18 protein-coding genes and 2 tRNA genes are annotated in these 21170 nt (G+C 62.8%); 15 read left to right on the plus strand and 5 right to left on the minus strand.

What is annotated here, in order from left to right:
• The 4 genes from C936_RS14420 to C936_RS0110235 form a co-directional block, all read left to right on the plus strand.
• Window positions 1–936: type I secretion C-terminal target domain-containing protein (locus C936_RS14420; protein ID WP_026278831.1), on the plus strand; the 936-nt coding region annotated here is incomplete at its 5' end.
• Window positions 937–1054: 118 nt separating this feature from the next.
• A complete protein-coding gene (locus tag C936_RS0110225; protein WP_018174388.1) occupies window positions 1055–1384 on the plus strand; it encodes a hypothetical protein in 330 nt (109 codons plus the stop codon).
• A 147-nt stretch (window positions 1385–1531) separates the two neighbouring features.
• A complete protein-coding gene (locus tag C936_RS0110230) occupies window positions 1532–2650 on the plus strand; it encodes a serine hydrolase (RefSeq protein ID WP_018649483.1) in 1119 nt (372 codons plus the stop codon).
• A gap of 21 nt (window positions 2651–2671) precedes the next feature.
• Entirely contained in the window at window positions 2672–4528 is a 1857-nt protein-coding gene (locus C936_RS0110235; RefSeq protein WP_018649484.1) for an AMMECR1 domain-containing protein, read from the plus strand.
• A 145-nt stretch (window positions 4529–4673) separates the two neighbouring features.
• On the opposite strand, the gene C936_RS0110240 is transcribed toward C936_RS0110235, so the two are convergent.
• Both C936_RS0110240 and C936_RS0110245 read right to left on the minus strand, forming a co-directional pair.
• Entirely contained in the window at window positions 4674–6584 is a 1911-nt protein-coding gene (locus tag C936_RS0110240; RefSeq protein WP_018174385.1) for a LapD/MoxY N-terminal periplasmic domain-containing protein, read from the minus strand.
• 21 nt (window positions 6585–6605) lie between these two features.
• Window positions 6606–7271 (minus strand): transglutaminase-like cysteine peptidase, encoded by a 666-nt coding sequence (locus C936_RS0110245; RefSeq protein WP_018174384.1) that lies wholly within the window; start codon window positions 7269–7271, stop codon window positions 6606–6608.
• 409 nt (window positions 7272–7680) lie between these two features.
• Here C936_RS0110245 and C936_RS0110250 point away from each other — a divergent pair, with 409 nt between their 5' ends.
• The 8 genes from C936_RS0110250 to C936_RS0110285 all read left to right on the plus strand — a co-directional run bounded on the left by C936_RS0110250 (window position 7681) and on the right by C936_RS0110285 (window position 17624).
• On the plus strand, window positions 7681–9069 hold the full coding sequence (locus C936_RS0110250) for a TolC family outer membrane protein (RefSeq protein ID WP_026278832.1): 1389 nt from the start codon (window positions 7681–7683) through the stop codon (window positions 9067–9069).
• 1073 nt (window positions 9070–10142) lie between these two features.
• On the plus strand, window positions 10143–11468 hold the full coding sequence (locus C936_RS0110255) for a site-specific integrase (RefSeq protein ID WP_018649485.1): 1326 nt from the start codon (window positions 10143–10145) through the stop codon (window positions 11466–11468).
• Window positions 11469–12163: 695 nt separating this feature from the next.
• Window positions 12164–12364, plus strand: coding sequence for a helix-turn-helix domain-containing protein (locus C936_RS14685; protein WP_018649487.1), 201 nt, complete (start codon window positions 12164–12166; stop codon window positions 12362–12364).
• A 119-nt stretch (window positions 12365–12483) separates the two neighbouring features.
• On the plus strand, window positions 12484–13989 hold the full coding sequence (locus tag C936_RS0110265) for a hypothetical protein (RefSeq protein ID WP_231363216.1): 1506 nt from the start codon (window positions 12484–12486) through the stop codon (window positions 13987–13989).
• 385 nt (window positions 13990–14374) lie between these two features.
• Window positions 14375–14932, plus strand: coding sequence for a hypothetical protein (locus C936_RS0110270; protein WP_231363217.1), 558 nt, complete (start codon window positions 14375–14377; stop codon window positions 14930–14932).
• Window positions 14929–15201: a hypothetical protein gene (locus C936_RS0110275; protein WP_018649490.1), complete on the plus strand. Its 273-nt coding sequence runs from the start codon at window positions 14929–14931 to the stop codon at window positions 15199–15201. The genes C936_RS0110270 and C936_RS0110275 overlap by 4 nt, the downstream gene beginning before the upstream one ends.
• Before the next feature lie 223 nt (window positions 15202–15424).
• Window positions 15425–17206, plus strand: coding sequence for a phage major capsid protein (locus C936_RS0110280; RefSeq protein ID WP_018649491.1), 1782 nt, complete (start codon window positions 15425–15427; stop codon window positions 17204–17206).
• Window positions 17207–17405: 199 nt separating this feature from the next.
• Entirely contained in the window at window positions 17406–17624 is a 219-nt protein-coding gene (locus C936_RS0110285) for a hypothetical protein (protein WP_231363218.1), read from the plus strand.
• 58 nt (window positions 17625–17682) lie between these two features.
• Here C936_RS0110285 and C936_RS0110290 read toward each other — a convergent pair whose 3' ends face one another.
• The 3 genes from C936_RS0110290 to C936_RS0110300 all read right to left on the minus strand — a co-directional run bounded on the left by C936_RS0110290 (window position 17683) and on the right by C936_RS0110300 (window position 18462).
• A complete protein-coding gene (locus C936_RS0110290; RefSeq protein ID WP_018649493.1) occupies window positions 17683–18150 on the minus strand; it encodes a hypothetical protein in 468 nt (155 codons plus the stop codon).
• Window positions 18151–18254: 104 nt separating this feature from the next.
• A tRNA-Thr gene (locus C936_RS0110295) sits at window positions 18255–18330 on the minus strand.
• A 45-nt stretch (window positions 18331–18375) separates the two neighbouring features.
• A tRNA-Leu gene (locus C936_RS0110300) sits at window positions 18376–18462 on the minus strand.
• Between the two features lie 102 nt (window positions 18463–18564).
• On the opposite strand from C936_RS0110300, the gene queA reads away from it, so the two are divergent.
• The 3 genes from queA to yajC all read left to right on the plus strand — a co-directional run bounded on the left by queA (window position 18565) and on the right by yajC (window position 21165).
• Complete coding sequence (gene queA, locus C936_RS0110305; protein ID WP_018174382.1) at window positions 18565–19632, plus strand: tRNA preQ1(34) S-adenosylmethionine ribosyltransferase-isomerase QueA; 1068 nt, start codon at window positions 18565–18567, stop codon at window positions 19630–19632.
• The gene (gene tgt, locus C936_RS0110310; protein WP_018174381.1) at window positions 19622–20737 is read left to right on the plus strand and encodes a tRNA guanosine(34) transglycosylase Tgt; all 1116 of its coding nucleotides are present in this window, start codon (window positions 19622–19624) and stop codon (window positions 20735–20737) included. Before queA ends, tgt begins: the two co-directional genes overlap by 11 nt.
• Window positions 20738–20835: 98 nt before the next feature.
• Entirely contained in the window at window positions 20836–21165 is a 330-nt protein-coding gene (gene yajC, locus C936_RS0110315) for a preprotein translocase subunit YajC (protein ID WP_018139379.1), read from the plus strand.
• Window positions 21166–21170: the final 5 nt, after the last annotated feature.

Below are 21170 nucleotides of genomic sequence, written 5' to 3' on the forward strand. Positions count from 1 at the left end.
GACGCGGATGATGACGACGACACTCCGGTCGATGATGACGATGACGCGGATGATGACGACGACACCCCGGTCGATGATGACGACGACGCGGATGATGATGACGGGAGTTACCCGGGCATCTCGTACATCGCGATCGGCTACGCTGACGGCACGGTGGTGAAGTACGAGGAAGGCAAGGAATTCAACACTGACAGCCGGATTGATGACGAGGACTTCGTGCGGCAGTTCGCTGATGATAGGAGCGACGGTGAGTGGGTGGCCGCTTACGTCAAGGGCGGCCAAGAGGATCTGGAGTACTTCAACGACGTTGAAGGCACCTTCGACTGGCCGAAGAATCCTGGCGGCCAGGTCGTTGATTCGGGACCGAAAGAAGGTCGTTGGACCCCCGACGACACCGGGGATGACGACACCGGGGATGACGACACCGGGGATGACGACATCGGGGATGACGATGATCAGGGTGGTGGTCCGCCCCCGCATGCTGGTGGTCCGGGTGGGCCCAACGCGATGGGATTTCAGACGATGGATGTCGAATCCGACGATGACGACGGCATGATCGACAACCCGCTGATCAGCGACGAGGGCGCCGACGTCTTCAGCTGGGATGCGGGGGATGCCGGGGATCCGGGCGAGCCCTCCGAGTACACCATCCAGGGCTTCACCCTGGGCGAGTTCGGCGGTAACCCGGAGGCCGACAAGCTGGATCTGGCCGATCTGCTCCACGACGAGAATGAGGAGACGATTGACCAGTACATCATGGCGGTCGAGGATGGAGGTGACACCGTGCTGTATGTGTCTTCCACCGGTGACCTGGATGGTGATCAGGGCAATGCCGACCAGATGGTGACGCTGGAGGGTGTTGATATGGGCGGCATGGATTCGTCCGAATTCATCCAGTCGCTGATCGACAACGGTCAGTTGAACATCGACCAGTAAGCCCGGCGTTGCTTGCCGGTGATTCCAGCCGGCAATTCGGGCCCCGTCAGCACAAGGGTTGGCGGGGCCCTTTTCTTGGTTACACTCGAAGAGTCAGCACGCCGAGCGGGAGGCAGGGATGTACGTCAAGCGCGACGAGGCGGGAAACATCGCCATGATATGTCGGGACGCCAGCGTTGAGTGTACGGAGTGGGTCGAATTCGACGCGGCGGAACTGCGGGATTTCCTGGAACAGGATCTGTCGGACCCGGAGCGTTCGCTGGAGGCCTCGGACCTTGACCTGGTGCGGGTCTTCGAGGACCTGGTGGAGCTGCTCACGGAGAAAGGCGTGATCCGGTTTACGGACCTGCCGGAGGCGGCCCAGCGCAAGCTGAGCAGCCGCAAGGACCTGCGCGCATCGGCACGCCAGCTCAACCTGATGTCGGATGACGATGACGGCATCCTGTAGCCGTCCGGATCCGGGGGCCGTCGGGATGACCCGGGCGTGGCTACGCCAGCGGGGCCGGCAGCCACCGGGGCTTTCGGTGCTGGCACCGAGCGTTGGGGCGGTCCGGTGTGGGGCGGGTCGGGTATCGGGATGATGAACGGTCGCCGGATGCACAGGACGGTCGGGTGGCGGATCGGGCTCACGCTTCTGGTACTGTGCGCGGCGGCGCCGGCGTGGGGCGACACGGTCTTTCCCGGGGAATCCTGGGAGCCGGCCGAGCCGGCAGCACTGGGGTGGTCGGTGCAGCGGCTGGATCGGGCACGCGAGAAGGCCGAGGAGATCGGGGCGGCAGCCGTGCTGGTGGTGCAGGATGGCCGTGTCGTGGCCGAATGGGGCGAGCCGGACCGTCGGCTGGACGTGTACTCGATTCGCAAGAGTCTGCTGTCGGGGCTGTATGGGGTCTATGTCGGTGCCGACCGGATCGATATCCATCGCTCGCTGGAGGCGATCGGGTTCGACGATGCCGAGACGCCGCTGACCCCGCAGGAACGCCAGGCCACCGTCCGTGATCTGCTGATGTCGCGCTCCGGTATCTACATCGAGTCGGCCTACGAGACCCAGGGCATGCGCGAGCGGCGCCCGGAGCGCGAGGAATACGCCCCGGGGGAGCACTGGTACTACAACAACTGGGACTTCAATGCCCTTGGCGCGATCCTGGGGCAGGCGGTCGGAAAGGGGCTGTTCGAGGCCCTGGAAAAGCGACTGGCGAAGCCGCTGGGCATGCAGGATTTCCGGGCCGGTGATGGACGCTATGTATATGCGGAGACTTCGGAACATCCGGCCTATCCGCTGCGAATGACGGCCCGCGATCTGGCACGTTTTGGCTGGCTCTACCTGAACCGGGGGGTATGGGACGGCGAACGCCTGATCCCGGAGGCATGGATCGAGGAGAGTACCACGCCCTGGTCACCGGTACGTTCGGGGATCGGCTACGGGTACATGTGGTGGGTGGCGACGGGCGAGCGCCAGTATTTGACCGACATGGGGCCGGGCTCCTGGTCGGCCCGAGGGTCGGGCCGGCAGGCGCTGCTGATGATCCCGGCCTACCGGGTGGTGATCGTGCATCAGTTCGAGCGTACGCCAGAGCAGCGCTCGCCACCCCGCCGCGGCCTGCACGAACTGCTGCAGGAAATCATGGCCGCCGCTCCTGCCCCTGGCGGGGCGGCGGATAGGCCTGCTGCGATGCCCAGTACCGACCGTCCGGCTCGCGCCGGGTCGGTCCCATAGACGAACAGGAGCGACATTCGAATGGCAAAGGTGATCTCGATTGGCCCCAGGGGAATGGCCCAGCGCGAAGTCCTGCCCGCCGACGCGGCGGGGCTCGCCGCGCTGATGGATGCACGTATCGAGGCGTGCCTGGCGCACGACGCGCTGCCTCTGGGGGCCAGTGACAAGGCGTTTCTGCTGCGGGCCTGCCGGCTGGCGCTCGAGAATCACTTCAGTGGCCGCCGGACGCATGCGAGCGATTTCGAGGATGTGCCCGCGAGCCTGAAGGCCGGAGGGGCCCGTGTGTTCGTGTCCCTGTACAACGGTCAGACGCTGCGTGGCTGCTGTGCGAGCCAGTCCGAGTCGGTGCTGCAATCCGCGCTGGATGCCACGCGCCGCACCATACGCGATGAGCGCCACGGCGAGCGTCTGAAGCGCTCCGAACTCGGCGCGGTCTGGGTCGACCTGAATATCCTGCTGGCGCCGGAGCGGGTGCTGCATACGGATGCAAAGGCGCTGGGCGAGGGGATCGAACTCGGGGTCCATGCGATCGGCATGGAGAAGGATCAACCCCAAGGCCGCCCGGCTCGCGCCTTTTTCAAGGCCAATGTGCCGGTCAATCACGGCTACACCTTGAAGGCGACCCTGGGTCGGCTGGCGCGCAAGGCCGGGATCGGGCGCGCCGGGTGGCAGGATCCCGAGGTCCGGATCAGCCGCTATGACACGCTGCACTTCCGCGAGGTGTTCTCGCACCGGTTCGAGCCACCGCGCATGCAGGAGATGTTCCGGGCGGCTCCGGTGGTTCGGCAAAGCGACGTCACCCGCCAGAATCTGGAGCGTTCATTGCGCCTTGCCGGCGACTACCTTGCCAACCATGTGACCCGCAACGGGCGCATGACCTACGAGTACGACCCCCAGGTGCCCGAACGCCGCTTTTCCAACAGCACGGTGGCGGTGCTGCGGCGTCTGGCAGCCACCTGGGTGCTCGCGGACACCGCGCGCTATCTCCGCGAGCCTCGTCAGGAGCGGGCCGCGCGCCGTTCGCTGGAACACCTGGCGGGGCGTTTCTATCAAAGGGACGCGGACGCCGGGATCGGGTATCTGATCACCGAGCGCAAGGCCGGTATCGGAGCGGCCGGGTTCATGCTCGCGACCCTGAGCGCGATCAACGACGAAGGCTTTCTGCCGGGGGTGCGCGAGGAACTGGCGCGCTACATCCTTTCGATGGAAGACCGCGAGGGTGGGTTCTTCTATCCGATGTCGCACCCCGACAAGCACAGCGGATTCGAAGGCAAGCAGCTGTACTATCCCGGAGAGGCGATGACCGGGCTGATGGCGCTGCATGCGCGGACTGGTGACGATTCGCTGCTGGAACCGGTGCAACGGGTCCTGCCCTATTACCGGGATCTGTTCCGGCGCCACGAAAAGCGCATCAATATGGCGGCCTGGATGTCCAAGCCCTATGCGGCGCTGTTCGAGGCGACCGGCGACCGGGCGGCAGGCGAGTTCGTGCTGGAGGTCTGCGACGAGGTCACCGCTCGGCAATTGCAGCCGTCGCAGCCTTGGTTCGACCGGGTGGGCGGGTTCAGCGCCCGCTCGAATTACTGCGCGGCGGCTGTGTTCCTGGAGGCCGTCGCCGAGGGGTGCGGGGTTGCCCGGAAGCTTGCCGATCGCGAGCGCATGCAGCGCTACCAGACGTCGTTGTTGCTGGGGATGCGATTCCTGATGCAGGGCCAGTACGGCTCCAGTGACTTGCTGAAGCTTCCCGACGCACGGTTTCTGGCCGGCGGGGTGCGCACAACACCCCTGGATCCTGTGGTACGGGTCGACAACGTACAGCATGCTGCCTGTGCGATCCGGCGCACGCTCGATTGCCTGGACCTTCGGTATAGTTCCTAGAGGAGCTGTCCCCACATCGCCGTTCGGGTCGTTCATCAACGGCTCGCTAGTCGGTTATCTTTGAACAACCTAGGAGCCGAGGCGTCAGTCACGTATGTCAATCCTGCTGTCCTTGCCAATTGTAGAGCGTTACAGGTGGCTTAGTTCAGGTACCGGGTGATTGAACGGCGCGACCCGTTGCACCGTCGATGCCGAGGTCCATCAGGGGCTCGATGTCGTCCGCGCTGTCGCAGCCTTCGGCGATCACCTGGATGCCGATGGAGTGGGCCAGGGTGCAGAGTCCGCGGATCAGGGCCTGAGTCTCCGTAGAGCGGTGGGCACCCTGGACGAGGGAGGCCTGCAGCTTCACGTAGTGCAGACCGAAGGCGGTGAGGTCGTGCGAGCGGAAGGCCTCGGGGCCTGCGTGTTCCAGGCCGACGACGAAACCCGCGACACGGGCGATGCGACACAGATCGCGCAGTTCGGCGGGATGGGCCAGCGCGCCACGCGCCGGGAATTCGAGCCACAGGCGCCCGGCCAGTTCGGGTTCCGGCTGCACGCGGGATTCCAGACGTTGCCGGAAAGCGGTGTCCCGCAGGCTGTCCACTGACAGGTTAATCGCGAGCCGCTCGCCGCTGGAGCTGCGCATTTGCTCGAGTGCGGTTTCCAGCACGGCGTCGTCCAGCTCCCGAATCAGGTCCAGTCGCACCGCCCAGGGCATGAAATAGCCGGCCGGACGGGACTCGCCATCGAGCATCAGGCGCATCGGGGCCTCGTGATGCATCAGTTCGCGGTCTGCATCGATTACCGGGAAGCGCGCCAGCTGTACGCCATGGTTGGCCAGGGCCTCTGTTATGGCGGTGCGCCATTCGTTTTGATTGGCATGGGGCAAGACGGCATGTGGCTCCTCGGCGATGGAGTCGCCGGGTTCCAGTTCGGCGCGGGCCAGCGCCTGGTCAACGCGGCTCAGGGCTTCGCCTGGCGTGTCCTCGGGGTGGAAGGGAGTTCCCGCCAAGTGCAGGGCCAGGCCCTCCGGTGCCTGATCGCCGAGTTCGGCCCGGACCGCCGTCAGCAGGGATTCCGCAAAACGACGGCTGTCGCCGATGCCGTCGCCGAACACGGCGATATCCGAACCCTTGAGGCGACCGGCCGCGCCGTAATCCGTCAGGCTCACCTGTTGCTCGGCCACTCCCGCAATGCGGGCCAGCAGTTGGTCGAGACGGTCGTGTCCGATCGTCTGGTTGAGTTCCGCAAGGTCGGAGACGCGGAGCACGACAAGTGAGCCGCCGGAACCGCCATGGCGGTTGTCGAGTGTCGCCTGAAAGCGCGCCAGGAAAGAGTCTCGATTCAAAAGTCCCGTGACATCATCGTGTTGCAGACGATTCTTGAGGCGCTCCAGACGTGTGGATTCTTCCTGCAGCATCATGCGTACGTGCTCGGTGAGCCGGTTCATGGCTCGTACCAGCGCCCGGAATTCCCAGGTGCGGGGCTCGGGGGTGGTGATGAACCGCCTCTCGCCGACCGCCTCGGCCTGTTCCACCACTTGATTCAGCGGTCGAATCAGCCGGCCAAGCAGGAACGATCCAATCAGCCCGATGATCAGCAAGCCGCCGGCGAATATGGCGGTGAGCCGGAGCGTGCCGTCCCACAGGGCCTCGTAGGCGTAATTGGTCTGACTCTCGACGATCAGGGTGCCGAATGAAGACCAGCCATCTGACACGTGGGCGACGCCGGGGCGCACGTTGAAGGCGAGACGCTCCACGAACCAGTCGGGCACCCCCTGGGGCGGTTCGGGGTTGCGCCGCTCGATCATGAGCTCGCCGGTGGGGTCCACCAGGCGAATGTGCCGGTAGTGACCCGTGTCGAACTGCGAGGCGATCTGCAACTCGACGGTGGTGTCGTCCTTCGGCATCTGGGAGAGTGAAAGGGCTAGGGATGCGGCGTTGTCGATGTTCTTGGTCAGTAGCTGTTGCGCCAGGTAGTTGCGGGCCGACAGGGTGCTCACCACGATGCTGACCAGCAGCGCCAGCAGCATGATGATGGCGACGGCGATCCAGAGTTGTTTTCTCAGCGTCATGGCTGCGCCCTCATTCCGGGGTCAGTTAATGGGTTGGTCGAGATCAAGACCGTATTCATCCATCTGTTCCAGTACGCGGCGCCAGCGTGACAGGCGGGCGGTGGGGTCGGCGGCAGACTGTGCCTGTCCGTCGGGCCAGAGCCCCTCGCTGTTGAACGAGAAGATCGGCGTCAGGTCGTCGCGCTGGGATGCGGCTTCGATTCGGGTGACCAGATTGTCCAGCACCTTCGGTTCGTCGCTCGGGTCGGTAAAGTAGCCCAGGACCATATGGGCCTGGCTCAGGTTGCTTCCAGGCCCGCCAAGGCGGGCACGCACATAAAAGAGGCGCAGACGTTCGTCGGGGATGCCCAGCTTGCGCAGGCTGACGTATTTGGCGATGGAGTAGTCCTCGCAGTCCCCGGCGCCCTTGTCGAGGGCCTCCAGGGGCGTGGCCCAGAAGTCCTCCTGTCCCCAGGTGACCTGATCATCCTGGTAGCGCAACTGGCGATTGAAAAACTCGTTCACCCTTGTGATCTGAGTCTGCTCGTCTTCATCGGCGAGATCCTCCAGGAGTTCCCGCCAGCGCCGCACACGCTCCGCCGTTTCCGGTCCATAGCGATCGGCCGCAACCTGCTCGAGCTGCACGAAGCTGTCGAGGCCCGCATGGCTGGGGCCCAGCAGCCACGCCCCGATGGCGAGCGCGAGCACAAGGCTTGCGCGCCGAATCAATCGGGACGGACTGCGGGGCCAGATGCCAGACACGTCGGCGCGCCCTCCGGTGGATGAGAAAAACCCTACTCCCCGAATGATGGGCTACGCCTGCATGGAAAGCCAGAAACATAAATTCCAAGCGTAATGCTATGCGCCGTTTCGTGCTTTATCAGGCGTTTGTTCTCCGTTATGTGAGCCGATTCAAAAATGATTGCGCGGGCATGGGCTTAGGCCTATCGTTCCTGGGTGTGAGGCGTAAGTAAGCGCTTCGTCCGGTTAGCGAAATGCGCCGGCTCGGTGACAGAAAGACTGGGCGAGCAAGTTTCATGGGAGGACAAAAATGATGAACGGAATTAAGCCCGTGGTCGGCAAGGGCGGTTTGCTGGCCCTGACGGCGGCCGTGGCGATGGTTGTGGGTGGATCCGCTCAGGCCGAGGCCCCGGAGCCACTGCGCGACGCCGCGATGGAAGCGGTACTTTCCAACCCTGATGTGCAGTCGCGCTGGCATGCGTTTCGGTCCGCTGGTGAAGATCAGCGAGAGGCTAGAGGCGGGTTTTTGCCCGAGATCGACCTGAACGCGCGAGCTGGATATCAACGCCAGCGCTACGACGACAGGAATATTCCTGATCGGACTAGTCATCCGCGCGGGATTGACATTACGCTGACGCAAATGCTGTACGACGGATTCGGCGTTTCCAGCGACGTAAACCGGCTGGGCGAGGTTGAGCGAGTTCGCTATTTCGAATTGCGCGAGGAGACCGAAGACACTGCACTTGAAGCCGTCCGGGCATTCGCCGACGTGCAGCGCCAGCGAGCGTTGGTGAGCTTGGCACAGGAAAATTACGATGCCCACAAAGATGTCTATGACCAGATTCTCGAGCGCGCCGAACGCGGCGTCGGGCGGGGCTCGGACCTTGAGCAGGCTTCCGGGCGGCTTGCTCTTGCCGAATCTAATCTTCTCACTGAGCAGCAAAATCTGCACGACGTTACTGCCCGTTACTATCGCGTGGTTGGCCGTGCTCCAGCAGATGAGACGGTTGATCTGGTCGGGGTGTTTTCAGGGCAACCCCTTCCGGAAACCCCGCAGGAAGCAGTTGCCGAGGCGATCACCTCGAGTCCCGCGATGTTCGCGGCCAATAGAAGTATGGAGGCTGCACAGTTGCAGCGGAGGGTGGCTCGCTCCTCGCTCCACCCTCGTCTCGATTTCCGCCTTCGCCACGCCTACGAGAACGATGTCCTAGAGCGGCAAGACGTATGGGTCCATGACACTGTGGCGCAATTTGTTTTGAGTTGGAATCTATATCGGGGCGGTAGCGACCAAGCTCGTCTGCGGCGCGCAACCGAGGATTTCAATTCTTCAAGGGAGGATCAGGAGGCAGTCTGTCGCAATGTACGTCAAAACATGACAGTCGCTTACAATGACATTCGCTCGCTCGACAGTCAGCTGCGTTTCTTGCGTCAGCACCGGGATTCGTCGGATCGCGTGCGAACTGCTTATCGCCAACAGTTCCAGATTGGGGAGCGCAGTTTGCTGGACCTCTTGGACACGGAAAATGAATACTTCGAAGCGAGCCGAGCCCTCACCAATGCCAAGCATGACCTGGAGCTTGCCAAGGCGCGCGCACTGAACGGGATGGGCGATCTGCTGGATTATCTGGGAATCACCCGCTCTGATGTCCCCGAACCTGACGAGTTGGGTTTGGGCAGAGATGAAGTGGCTATTGATCCCGATACAGTCTGTCCGCCTGATACGCCGGAGATGCTGCAGGCGACGCACGAGAGTATTTTCCGATAAGGCCGAGCACGAGCGTGCTCCCTCATTAGGGCCAGTCTCTCCAACATGGCTGGCCCTCTTATCGCGGGTGTTGAGCAACGTGCATTTCGCTCGCGCTCGGAGGTTGCCATAGTCTTTTAGGGGCTTTGCCAAACACAGCGAGGTACTGGCTTGAAACCGTCGGGTCGTTTACACCTCGAGGGCGCTGGTGGCAGTCCAACCGGGGCGAGGCGTGGCTCTGCGCTTCATTCTGAATGTGAAGTTTTGGGAGCTTACGATCATAGTGAGGACAGGGCAGCTGGGACTCACCAACTGCGTCAGAATGCCTGAGCTGCGCTTGCCGGGTGTGGCCAACTTTGGGTCAACTGTCGCCTAACCTGCCAGCGAAAATAGGCATTCCATATACCCCTCTAGGTAGTAGGTGGAGATACTTACTCACTCCGTATAGTGATCCCCTGTTACGCGAAAGGCGAAACGTCGAGTTGGTAAACTGTCCCACCTTAGTTTGACAAGGAATGAGTACCACCGAGAGCGGTGAAAAAGTGCACGCCCCGGCAGGGGGGCCGGGGCGTGCATGTCGGATGGGCGGGCAGGGGTGCCTAACCAAACGACGATCTCCACTCTAGTCGAGATCGAGTAAGCGGGCAACGCGCCGGATCAGGAAAGTATCCCGAAGCCCTCGGAGCAAGATTGGCGGCTGCCGATGGTGGTCCAGTGGTGAGGTTCGCGCTGTCTGCTTGTCCTTGGATGTGCATGCAGCATGGCGGATCGCCTTGGCGGTGATGGGGGCGGAGCCATTGACTCACAGCGGTGAAAGCATTGCTGTGTGCCATCCTCACTTTTTGGGGCGAACCAATAATCGTTCAGAAAAAATGGAGCCGGCGACAGGAGTCGAACCTGCGACCCTCTGATTACAAATCGGCTCCAACCGTCACACCGAAACCCTTGTGCCAGCCGCGATGCAGCGCGGAATCCGGCATTTAATGTCAGGTCCATCAGTTATTTACGGTCTTCCTTCGAGGTGACGGCAACTGACATTGACTGACACCATATACCAACCCATACTGTCACACAACTGGCACAAGGGGTTCGGTGTGACATCCGAGAACAAGAATCCGAAGCTGTCGGACAAGAAGCCGGATAAGAAACGCCAGGATGCCGGGCACGTCTACGTTGGAGACCTGCCGGCTCCCGCCAAGAATGCCCGCGTAACCTTCGATTACCACAAAGACGCGCCCCGTGGTTTCGGCGTGCGCGTGACCCCTCAAGGCAACCGTGCATTCGTGCTGCGTTACGCGCGAGATGGTCGCAACCGCATGGTGACGATCGGTCAATGGCCCACCTGGTCACTGGCTGCGGCGCGATCGCAGGCGACGAAATACCGGACGCAGATCGACAACGGCCAGGATATTGCCGAGGAACGGCGCCGCCGGCGAGTAGCGCCAACGGTCGCTGACGTGGTGGGCGAGTACTGCAAGGGCAGGGCAGACAGGCGAGTCCGTGGGCATGAGATCCGTTCGACGCTCGAGCGCTACTTTGTCCACGCCCTACGCCATACCAAGATCCAGGAGGTCCGCCGGCGCGACGTGATCGAACTGGTTGAGGGCGTGGCCGAGAAGCACCCTCGCCAAGCTGCGCTCCTGCTGGGATACATCAAGCAGGTTTTCGCCTGGTGCGAGGATCAGGAGTTTGTTGAGGCGAATCCGGTGGCCACGATCAAGCCGCAGTCCATCAACAAGCGCATGACCCCAAAGGCGCGCGCCCGCGTGCTGGACTATGACGAGATTCGCGCGTTTTGGTTGAACGTAGAGGATTCGGGCATACACCGGCTTACTGCGCTGGCGCTGAAATTGGTACTGGTCACGGGCCAGCGGCCCGGCGAAGTCGCGGGTATGCGTTGGAGTGAGATCAACGGGGAGACCTGGACGATTCCGGCGGAACGCCGCCGCAAGACTGACAGCGAGCACCGTGTACCGCTATCCGAGACGGCGCGGGGGATTCTGGACGCGGCTGCAGATGAGGCGAAGCGCCTAAGCCGCCGGCGGAAGGCGAGGCCAGGGGATCTGGTTTTCGAGGCGCGGCCCGGACAGTCCCCGGAGTCGGGGGCTCTCGCGAAGGCGGTCCGGCGGCATGTCGACGCATTTGGTAATCGTGATGCGGAAACCTGGGGCCACTGGACCCCTCACGACCTCCGTCGAACGATGCGCACCGGCCTAAGCGCCTGCGGGGTTTCAGAGTTAGTGGCGGAAATCCTGATCGGGCACACCCGCAAGGGCATTGCGGCAACCTACGATTTGCACAGATTCGAGCCCGAGACGCGAGCCGCTGCAGAAGCCTGGGAGCGGCGCTTGTTGGGGATCGTGGGACACGAAAATCCAGCGGAAATTGTGCATATCCACTCCGGATACCGACATGCCTAGACCATCGGTAGTCTGGTTGGGACCGTGCCGGCTCCCGGCCAGCACAAGGAAACGGCTCTCCGCGATTATGGCGTGTGAGTCCGAGACCGTGGTGGAGCGGTTCGCCGACGCGGCGGAAACCGCAGTCGAAAGTTGGAGGGCCGCCGAAGCCACCCCCGAAGTTCCTGTGCCCAAGCATGCAGGTACTCTCGTTGAGCATGCACGCGCATTCGCTCGAACGTTGGATGATCTCCCATTAGAAGTCGCGAACTTAGTCCAGCAGGAAAGGTTTCTGATGGACGCCAAGATGCTGGATCTCTCTCGGATGGCAAACCTTGCCCACCAGGTCGCGGATGCCGCACAGCGCGTATCAGGAGAGGCGAGGAAACCACGCCGGCCGCGTGCTGCGTTGACGGGTCTGGTGACTGAACTCGGAGCTGCGTTCGAGTGCACGACCGGACGTCCTGCGAGCGCGAGCGAAACCGCCTTGTTTCCCCATGTATTGCGCGTGGTGGTAGAGGACGCCGGCCACGCCAACCTCATACGATCCGATGCCCAGGTACAAAAAGCGATCCGGCGATGCCGGGGCATCATTTCGCACCGGGTTGCACAGCGACAGGGGGACACAAGGCCGTCCTAAAGGGCCGAACTGTGTCCCCTTAATGCAGGTGCGTCCGACCTGCAATCTGGCTCCGTAGCCACTGGGAGCCATAGCAATGACGGACAACCCTAACCTTACGCCTGAACAGGCAGCAGAATACCTGCACCTCTCCCCTCGAACCCTGATCCGATGGCGAAACATGCGGAAGGGTCCCCCTTGGGTCAAAGCCGGACGCCGGGTGATCTACCGGCGCGCTGACGTGGATGCGTGGCTGGCGCGCAATGTTCAGGCACCCGTCGCGGAACTCTCGGAATGAGCGCCGCCAAAAGAAACGCCCCGGCCGGGGGGGCGGCGCGGGGCGAGGGGGATGAGCATGGGGATGTGCTCAGGCATAAGCATAGCACGCGCCCGGCGATCAGAGTCCAAGATGGGCAGATGCACGAGATTCTCGACCAGGTGGACCGGGTTCTCGGGCAGATGCAGAGTCCGATTATCTTCCGGAAGGGGTCGGCGCTGATCGCGGTAACCGATACTGATCGACGTCTTGGCCTTGAAACACGGCAGACCGCACCCGCCACGCTGCTCCTGACCACCGCCGCAACTAAGGACCGACTGACTCGAGCGGCCGCCTGGGAGAAGTGGGACCAGCGCGCCCAGCACTACAAGCCCATCGACTGCCCCACCTCCCATGCCCAAGGATTCCGTGAGCGGGGAGAATATCGCTACGTTCCCGAGGTCACCGCGTTGACCGAGTGCCCGGTGGTGTTGTCGTCCGGGCGCGTCATCCACCAGGGTGGATATGACCGACATACGGGTATCTATGTGGCCCGCGCCCCACGCGGCGGATACCGTATCGGTGGGGATGATCGCGCGGACGCGGAAAGGGCGCTCGAGGTCCTGACCGATCTCCTGGCCGAGTTCCCGTTCGCTTCCGATGCAGACCGAGCCGCAGCGATAGCCGGCATCATGACGCCCGTGGCGGCCCCAGCGATCCCGGCATGCCCCCTACATCTTGCGACTGCCGAGGCGCCCGGGGCGGGCAAGTCGACCGTGTGGGATGTTGCCGCCATTCTCGCAACCGGCCGCCCCATGCCGGTCATATCCTGGCCCGCCGATGCCGCTGAACAAGAAAAGCGACTGCACGGAGTATTGCTGGCGGGGGACCCTCTGGCCAGCGCAGACAACCTAGAACGGCCATTGGCCGGCGAGTCTTTATGCCAGGCCACGACGCAGCCCGTCATGACGGTGCGCGCGCTGGGGGCATCGACCATGTTCCAAGTTCCCGCACGGGTTGCGCTGTACGCGACCGGGAACAACGCCGTGGTGCGGGGCGACATGACCCGCAGGACAGTCCTCACCCGCCTTTCTACGGGAGTAGAGCGGCCCGAACGTCGGGCGTTCCGGCGGGACATCCTTGAGCACGTTCGCCGCCATCGTGATGAACTACTGATGCACCTCACCGCTATCCCGCGTGCGTACCTGGCAGATGGGCAACCTGAAGTCGGGCTTGCCCCCTACAACTCTTTCGGTGAGTGGGACCTTCTGGTCCGTCGCCCGCTGGTCTGGCTAGGCCTTCCCGATCCCCTTGAGCCAAGTGAAGCACTGCGTGCGGATGACCCCGACCGTCAAGACCACCGCGCGCTGCTGAAGGCCTGGCATGCGCATTTCGGCTCTGAGCCGCAGACAGCGGCCGAGGTGATTCGGGCGGCAACCGAGACCTACCCGCGCATGGACGGCACCACCGCTGATGATGCGCCTGACTTGGCCGATGCTGTAACAGCCGTGTGCACGACTGGCCGAGGCCCGAAGCTGGACGGCCGCACGCTGGGCTTTGCGCTGCGGCGTTACGTCGATCGGATCGAGTCGGGCTTGCGGCTCGAGCGTGCCGGTACCGACAGGACCAATACGGGCCGTTGGCAGGTACGCGAGGTCGGGGCATGACTACCGCGCGACATGCAGGAGATGCAGGAGATGCAGGGTTTGTTCCTGGCTCCTATTTATATTACGCACCGCACTGCGTTTTTCGCGCGTTGGTGGTGCACATCTCCTGCATCTCCTGCATCTCCTGCACTACCTCCCGTGCCCTCCTGTTCCTTATGAACCTATGTCCTATTCCCGAAAGGGAGTGCAAAGCATTGAATAAAAGGGCTTCGATACGGAAGGCAATCCGGATTGGGTCCTTGCTGGCCGCACTGCGTGCGGGTGCGGAGAGGCGCAGATTTCGCTTAGGTAGCGTGGTTGAAAGTAAGGCAACGGATGAGGTGACGCGGTGACAAACGAGCACTCTGAGGCCCCGGCTGCCGGCCAAAACACAGGATCGTCACTTTTGCCCGAGCCCGATATGGGGGTGCGGGTGCGCCCGGCCGATTTCGCCCGGATGCTTGGGGTCTCCCGGCAGACCGTGTCCAGGTGGGTCCAGGAGGGCAAGGTCCTGGTAGACCCATCCGGGCGACTCGACCCAGTGAAGGCGACCGAGCGCGTACTGCAACAGAGCAGCCCAGGTCGGCTGCGCGCGGCGCTGCTCAAACCCGTCATGGATGACATGGCCGGCCTGCGTACCCAACTGCAGGAGGCTACGGCCCGCGCCGATGACGCCGAGGTCCGCGCTGCGGAAGCTGCGGCGGACGTTGCCATGCTCGAGGCCGCTGGTGACCGCTTCATCGCAAACGTGGCTGATCGGCTTGAAACCCTGGCAGCTCTCGGTGACCGGGAAGCAGCTCGGACCGCCTTGGATGACCTGTATATGGATGCGCTCGACGCGGTCTGTGGGCTTCAGGCTCCTGGTGAGCTGGCTATCGGTGATTCCCGTCAGGTTGAAGAAAAAGGGGGCGGGGTTGCCGCTCCTGGACGCATGAACAACGACGATGGAGGCGCAAGCCAATGACGGATGACTTGAATATCCCGATCCCGCCGGGAATCACGAAGGAAGTGCTGCGCGACCCCGCTAATACCGGGATCGTCGGTGGAGAGCTGTTGGTGGTCTACAACGCCGAAACGCAGACGGGTGGTGTGCTCCAACTGGGCCATGCCGATCAACGTTGGATGCTGTTCCACCCAGCGAGCAAGGAAGCCTTCGTCGACATCGCCTCTGATATGGCGTGCGAGCTCTTGAAGGGGCGCACCTCGGAACTGATCGACTCGATTAGCCATTGACTTCTTATTTCGGATCGGGGATAGTTTCACTCAATACCACGTTTCGGGGTTGATCCCCTGGCGACCGAGTTCCAATAGCTTCGCGCTTGGCTTGAGCCTAGGAAAGCAACTTCGGACGAGGACCGAGCCCCGGTCTGGAAGGTGATCGCGCAAGCCCAATGGGTTTGCTGCTTTCAACGTTCCGGCCGGGGCTTTTGCGTTCCGGTCGATGGAGAACCGGAACATGCAGACACGAACACGGGAAGCGACTCTGGCACCTGCCGAAGCGTCGGAAGACGAAAAGACGGTGCCCGTGGTGCTGTCCACCGAACACCCTGTGGACCGAGGCCCTTTCCTGGAAGTCCTGGATCACTCCCCCGGTGCGGTTGACCTGAACCGCTCTCCGCTGCCCTTCATTGAATCCCACGACACGGGCCGCCTGAACATCGGGGTTGTTGAACGCTTGCGCCTGGACGGCGACAAGCTCCGGGGCATCCTCCGCCTTGGAACGAGCAACCGAGCCGCCGAGGTATTCCAGGACATTCGCGCCGGGATCCTCCGGTCCGTGTCCATCGGCTACCGCATCCACGAAGCCCGAGACGAAGGGGAGACCATGCGCGTAACGCGTTGGGAGCCTTTCGAGTGTTCCGCTGTGTCCGTCCCTGCGGACCCGAACGCCGGCTTTTTCCGAACCTACCCGAATGAGGATCAAACCATGACGAACCAAGACACGCATATGACCCGTTCTGAGCGGCGCAACCTGAAGGCTGCCCAAGAAGCGGAAAGCCAGCGTAGCTTCGACCTGAAGGCGCTGGGACATGCCTACTCCGATCACGGTGGTATCGCTTTGGCCGAACAAGCTATCCGTGAAGGGCGCGACAAGGAATGGCTGCGGCAGGCATTGCTCGAGAATATGTCGAGCCGTGGCCCTGATCCCGCTCTGCAGCCATTCGATTCGATGGCTCCTGCAGGCGGCGGCCTGGGACTATCCAATTCTGAGATGGAGGAATACTCTCTGGCCCGCGCGATCCGCATGCTGATGGATCCCAAAGAGGCCCAAAAGGGAGGCATTGAGCTCGAGGCCCATCGGGCACTTGTCCAGGAACATCGCCGCGAGACCACCGGCTTGCTGGTGCCGCTCGAGGTTCAACTACAGCAAGTCCGGGGATACGCTGCCCGCAACCTGCTGACGGCGGCCGCAACCGGCTCCGACCTGGTAGGCACTGACCACATGGGCGGATCGTTCATCGACGTGCTGCGGAACAATTCGATGGCGTTCCAGGTCGGCATGCAGCCGATGAGTGGCCTGCAGGGCAACGTTCAGATCCCAATCAAGACCAGTGCCAGCACAGCGGCATGGATTGATGGGGATGGCGCCGATGCGCTGCCGGATTCCGGCCCCGGCCTGGACTCGATCAGCCTGAGCCCGCGCACCGTGGGTGGCCTCGCGTCGTTCTCCCGGCGCATGCTGTTGCAGAGCTCGCCCGAGATCGAGGGCCTTCTGCGCAGTGATCTGGCTGACACCCTGGCGGTCGAAATCGACCGCGCTGCCCTGAACGGCGCGGGTAGCTCCAACGAACCGACCGGCATCCTGAACACCTCCGGTATCAATTCCGATACCTACTCGGGTGACCCGGCCTATGCTGACCTAGTGAATCTGGAAACGCTGGTCTCCGACCACAACGCGGATTCGCCGCGTAGTGTGTACGCGGTTACCCCAGGGCTGCGCGGCACGCTGAAGTCGACAGACATCGGCACAGACACCGGCACGATGATCTGGACCAACCAGTCCGCTGGAATGGGAATGGTCAACGGATACGGTGCGTTCGCCACCAAGAACATGCCGGCGGATACCGTGCTGTTCGGGGACTTCTCGCAAGTGCTCTTCGGGGAGTGGGGGATCATGGAATTGATGGTTGATCCTTACCACGACTTCGATAAGGGCTCAGTGCGGGTGCGGGTCTTGTACTCCTGCGACATCGCGCTGCGACACCCCAAGGCGTTTGCAAAGCTGACGCTTGAGTAAGTCGCTCTCCCCTGGAGCCTGCGGAAGTGGCCCTGCAGGCTCCGGGGTCGGTCGCCTTGGCATGGGCGGGCCGAGCGATACGAAAGGCCGCACCGGACGCGAGTAGCCCGCCCGCTCTCGCTGCTGCCAATGCCGGCCCGACGCCGGGGGGCGTTTGGAGCTACGGCAGCCCCTTTATCTAATGACCGAGGGCAAGACCATGTTCATTGAAACGCGTTACCAGTACGGACAGGATTCGGTCTTTCTTCGAGCGGATCGCGTGGCCGGGATTCGCCAATGGTCGGGAGATTCAACGTCGCCCGAACGCTCCGAGGTCTTCTTTGTCGGTGGTGGAGAGACGGTGATGGTCGCCGAATCGGCATCTTCGCTGACCCAGCGAATCCACGAGGCAATCGCCCGGAAAAACCAGGCCGAATGAGAAAGGGCCGGCCCATGTTCTGGCTCGGCCCCTATCAAGTGAACACCGATTGAGCTGGCTAGCCGACCGGCTTCAAGCCTGACGCCCGGCGGCACGCTTCCCACAAACGTCCCACCAGTTCATCTGCGGCGGTTGTTTCTTTACAGATCCAGAACCAAACGGCTGGCGGTGCTTCGTTGGAGTCCACCAGTAGGCTTGCCGCCTCGCTGATCGTCTTAAGGCGAAGGGTGCGCTTGTCCAGTTCCTTCAGCACCTCCTCCTTAACGGGGCTGCCTTTCCCCCGCTCCGCGTACTCGCGATAGAGGTTTTCCAGGAACTTCCGCCCGGCCCGAATCTCGTTTTCGGCCCACCAGTACAGACACTGGTCATCGTCGACGCCACCCTCCGCGATGTGCCCACAGAATCGTTCGATGGTCTGCAAGCGCTGGATGCGCTTCGAGACTTCCCGGTGCCAGTCAGGATCCGGTGCAGATACCCCGGCCTGTGTCGGGGCGGTATGGGGATGGTTGGGTGATGTGTTTTGCATGGCCTTTCTCCTCTTCCTTCGTGTGAACGGATGCCGAACTGTCACAGATGTGGCACACGCGGAAAAATAGGGAGTGACGACCAAGCTATAAGTACTTGAAAAAATGGAGCCGGCGACAGGAGTCGAACCTGCGACCCTCTGATTACAAATCAGATGCTCTACCAACTGAGCTACACCGGCCAGGTGCGCGGTTTCGAGCCTGGCGGAGGGCCCGAGATAAAGAGGTGGTGCCGGGAGCGAGAATCGAACTCGCACTCTGTTGCCAGAACCGGATTTTGAATCCGGCGCGTCTACCAGTTCCGCCATCCCGGCTTTCGAGGCGCTAGTGTAGCGCACGAGCAGGGTGTGACAAGGGAGATTGCGCCTTCGCTTGATCCGCATTCAGGGCGCCGGTGCGTGGTAGCATCGCGCGCCATGCGTGTTTCCGATTTCGACTACGAGCTCCCGCAGGAGCTGATCGCCCAGTATCCGCTGCCCGAGCGAGCCAGCTCGCGCCTGCTCGTGCTGGAAGACCAACGGGCGGAAGATGCCGCGTTTGGCGCGATTGAGTCACTGCTGCGGCCGGGCGATCTGTTGGTGCTGAATGACACGCGCGTGATCCCGGCGCGGGTCTTCGGGCAGAAGGCGAGCGGTGGGCAGGTCGAGGTCCTCGTGGAACGGATCGAGTCACCGACCCAGGTGCTGGCGATGGTGCGGGCCAGTCGGGCACCGAAGCCCGGCACCTGCCTCCACCTGGCGGATGCCTTTACGGTGGAGGTGACGGATCGTCAGGGGCCGTTTTTCCGGCTGCGTCTGGTGGACGGCGCCGACATGCTCGCACTGCTGAAGCAGCATGGTCATATCCCGCTGCCGCCGTACATCGAGCGGGCGGACGAGGGCAGCGATGCCGATCGCTACCAGACCGTGTTCGCCCGCAAGGAGGGCGCGGTGGCGGCGCCGACGGCTGGGCTCCATTTTGACGATGCACTGCTGGACCGGCTGCGCGCGCAGGGGGTCGAGACGGCCACGGTGACGCTGCATGTCGGGGCGGGGACTTTTCAGCCGGTGAAGGTGGACGATACCTCGCGCCACGAGATGCACGCCGAGTGGCTGGAGGTGGGGCCGGAGGCCTGTGCCGCCGTGGCGGCCTGCAAAGCGCGTGGCGGGCGCGTGGTGGCTGTGGGCACGACCTGTGTACGGTCGCTCGAGACGGCCGCGGCGGAGGGCGGGCTTAAGCCCTTTCAGGGTGAAACACGACTGTTCATCCAGCCCGGATATCGTTTTCGCGTCGTGGACCGGATGGTGACGAACTTCCACCTGCCGCAGAGCACGCTGCTGATGCTGGTAGCCGCCTTTGCAGGATATCGGCGGATCCTGGACGCCTATGCCCATGCGGTCGCGAATCGCTATCGCTTTTTTAGTTACGGGGATGCCATGTGGTTGGCGCCGGGCGATCCTGCGGATCTGCCGCCGAGCGTCCGGGAGGAACACGATGGAGTTTGAACACCTGGGGCAGGATGGCGCGGCACGCCGAGGCCGACTGCGGTTTCCGCGTGGTGAAGTCGAGACGCCGGCCTTTATGCCGGTGGGGACCTACGGGACCGTAAAGGCTATGACCCCGGAGGAGCTGCGCGAGCTGGGGGCACAGATCATCCTGGGCAACACCTTCCACCTGATGCTGCGGCCGGGTACCGAAGTGATCCGGGCACATGGTGACTTGCATGACTTCATGCACTGGGAAGGACCGATCCTGACCGACTCCGGTGGATTCCAGGTTTTCTCGCTGGCCGAGATGCGCAAGATCAGCGAGGCGGGCGTGCGTTTCCAGTCGCCCGTGGACGGTTCGAAAGTGCTGATGACGCCGGAGTCGTCCATCCGGGTCCAGCGCGAGCTGGGGTCGGACATCGTGATGATCTTCGACGAGTGCACGCCCTATCCGGCCACCGAGGACGAGGCGCGCAAGTCGATGGAGCTGTCGCTGCGCTGGGCGGCGCGATCGCGCGAGGCGCATGGTGACAATCCGGCGGCACTGTTCGGTATTGTGCAGGGTGGCATGTACCCGGCGCTGCGTCGGGAATCAGCCGCCGGTCTGCGCGAGATTGGCTTTGACGGCTATGCGATCGGCGGGCTGTCGGTGGGCGAGCCGGAAGATGAGCGGCTCGCCACGCTGGATGTGACCCTGCCGCTACTGCCGGAGGACCGCCCGCGCTACCTGATGGGCGTGGGGCGGCCCGAGGACATAGTGGAAGCCGTGCGCCGCGGCGTGGACATGTTCGACTGCGTGATGCCTACCCGCAACGCACGCAATGGATTTCTGTACACCCGGGAAGGGGTCCTGCGTATCCGTAATGCGCGCTTCCGTGACGACACGGGCCCGATCGATCCGGAGTGTGGTTGTTACACCTGCCGCAATTATTCAAGGGCTTACCTGAAACATCTCGACAAATGTAACGAGATTCTCGGGTCGCGCCTGGCGACGACCCACAACCTGCATTACTACCAGGACCTGATGCGCGGCCTGCGCGAGTCGATTGCGGCGGGCACGCTTCAGGCGTTCGTCGCCGATTTCTATGGTCGGCGCGGCATGGAAGTGCCGCCTGTGCCATAATCCGCGCGGCAATTTTCGCGAGCCCGATCACGGGTCTCGCGGGCGCCGGGCGCCAAGCCCGGCGGCCCTGAACCGATTCGCTAGACGGGAGTGTTCCAATGGATTTTCTGATTTCTGCAGCGCATGCCCAGGACGGTGGTGGCGCCGGTGGTGGCATGATCGAATTCCTGATCATGATCCTGATCTTTTTCGCGATCATGTACTTCCTGATCATTCGCCCGCAGAGCAAGCGCGCGAAGGAACACCGGTCGATGGTGGAGTCGCTGTCCAAGGGTGACGAGATCGTGACCAATGGCGGTGTGGCCGGCACGATCACCGAGGTAGGCGAGAACTTCATCAAGGTCGACATCGCCAATGGCGTGAACATCGCCGTGCAGAAACAGTCGGTTCAACAGGTTATGCCCAAGGGCACCCTCAAGGACCTCTAGGGTCT

Origin of the sequence: Thioalkalivibrio sp. ALJ4, assembly GCF_000377225.1 — a bacterium.
GTDB lineage: Bacteria > Pseudomonadota > Gammaproteobacteria > Ectothiorhodospirales > Ectothiorhodospiraceae > Thioalkalivibrio.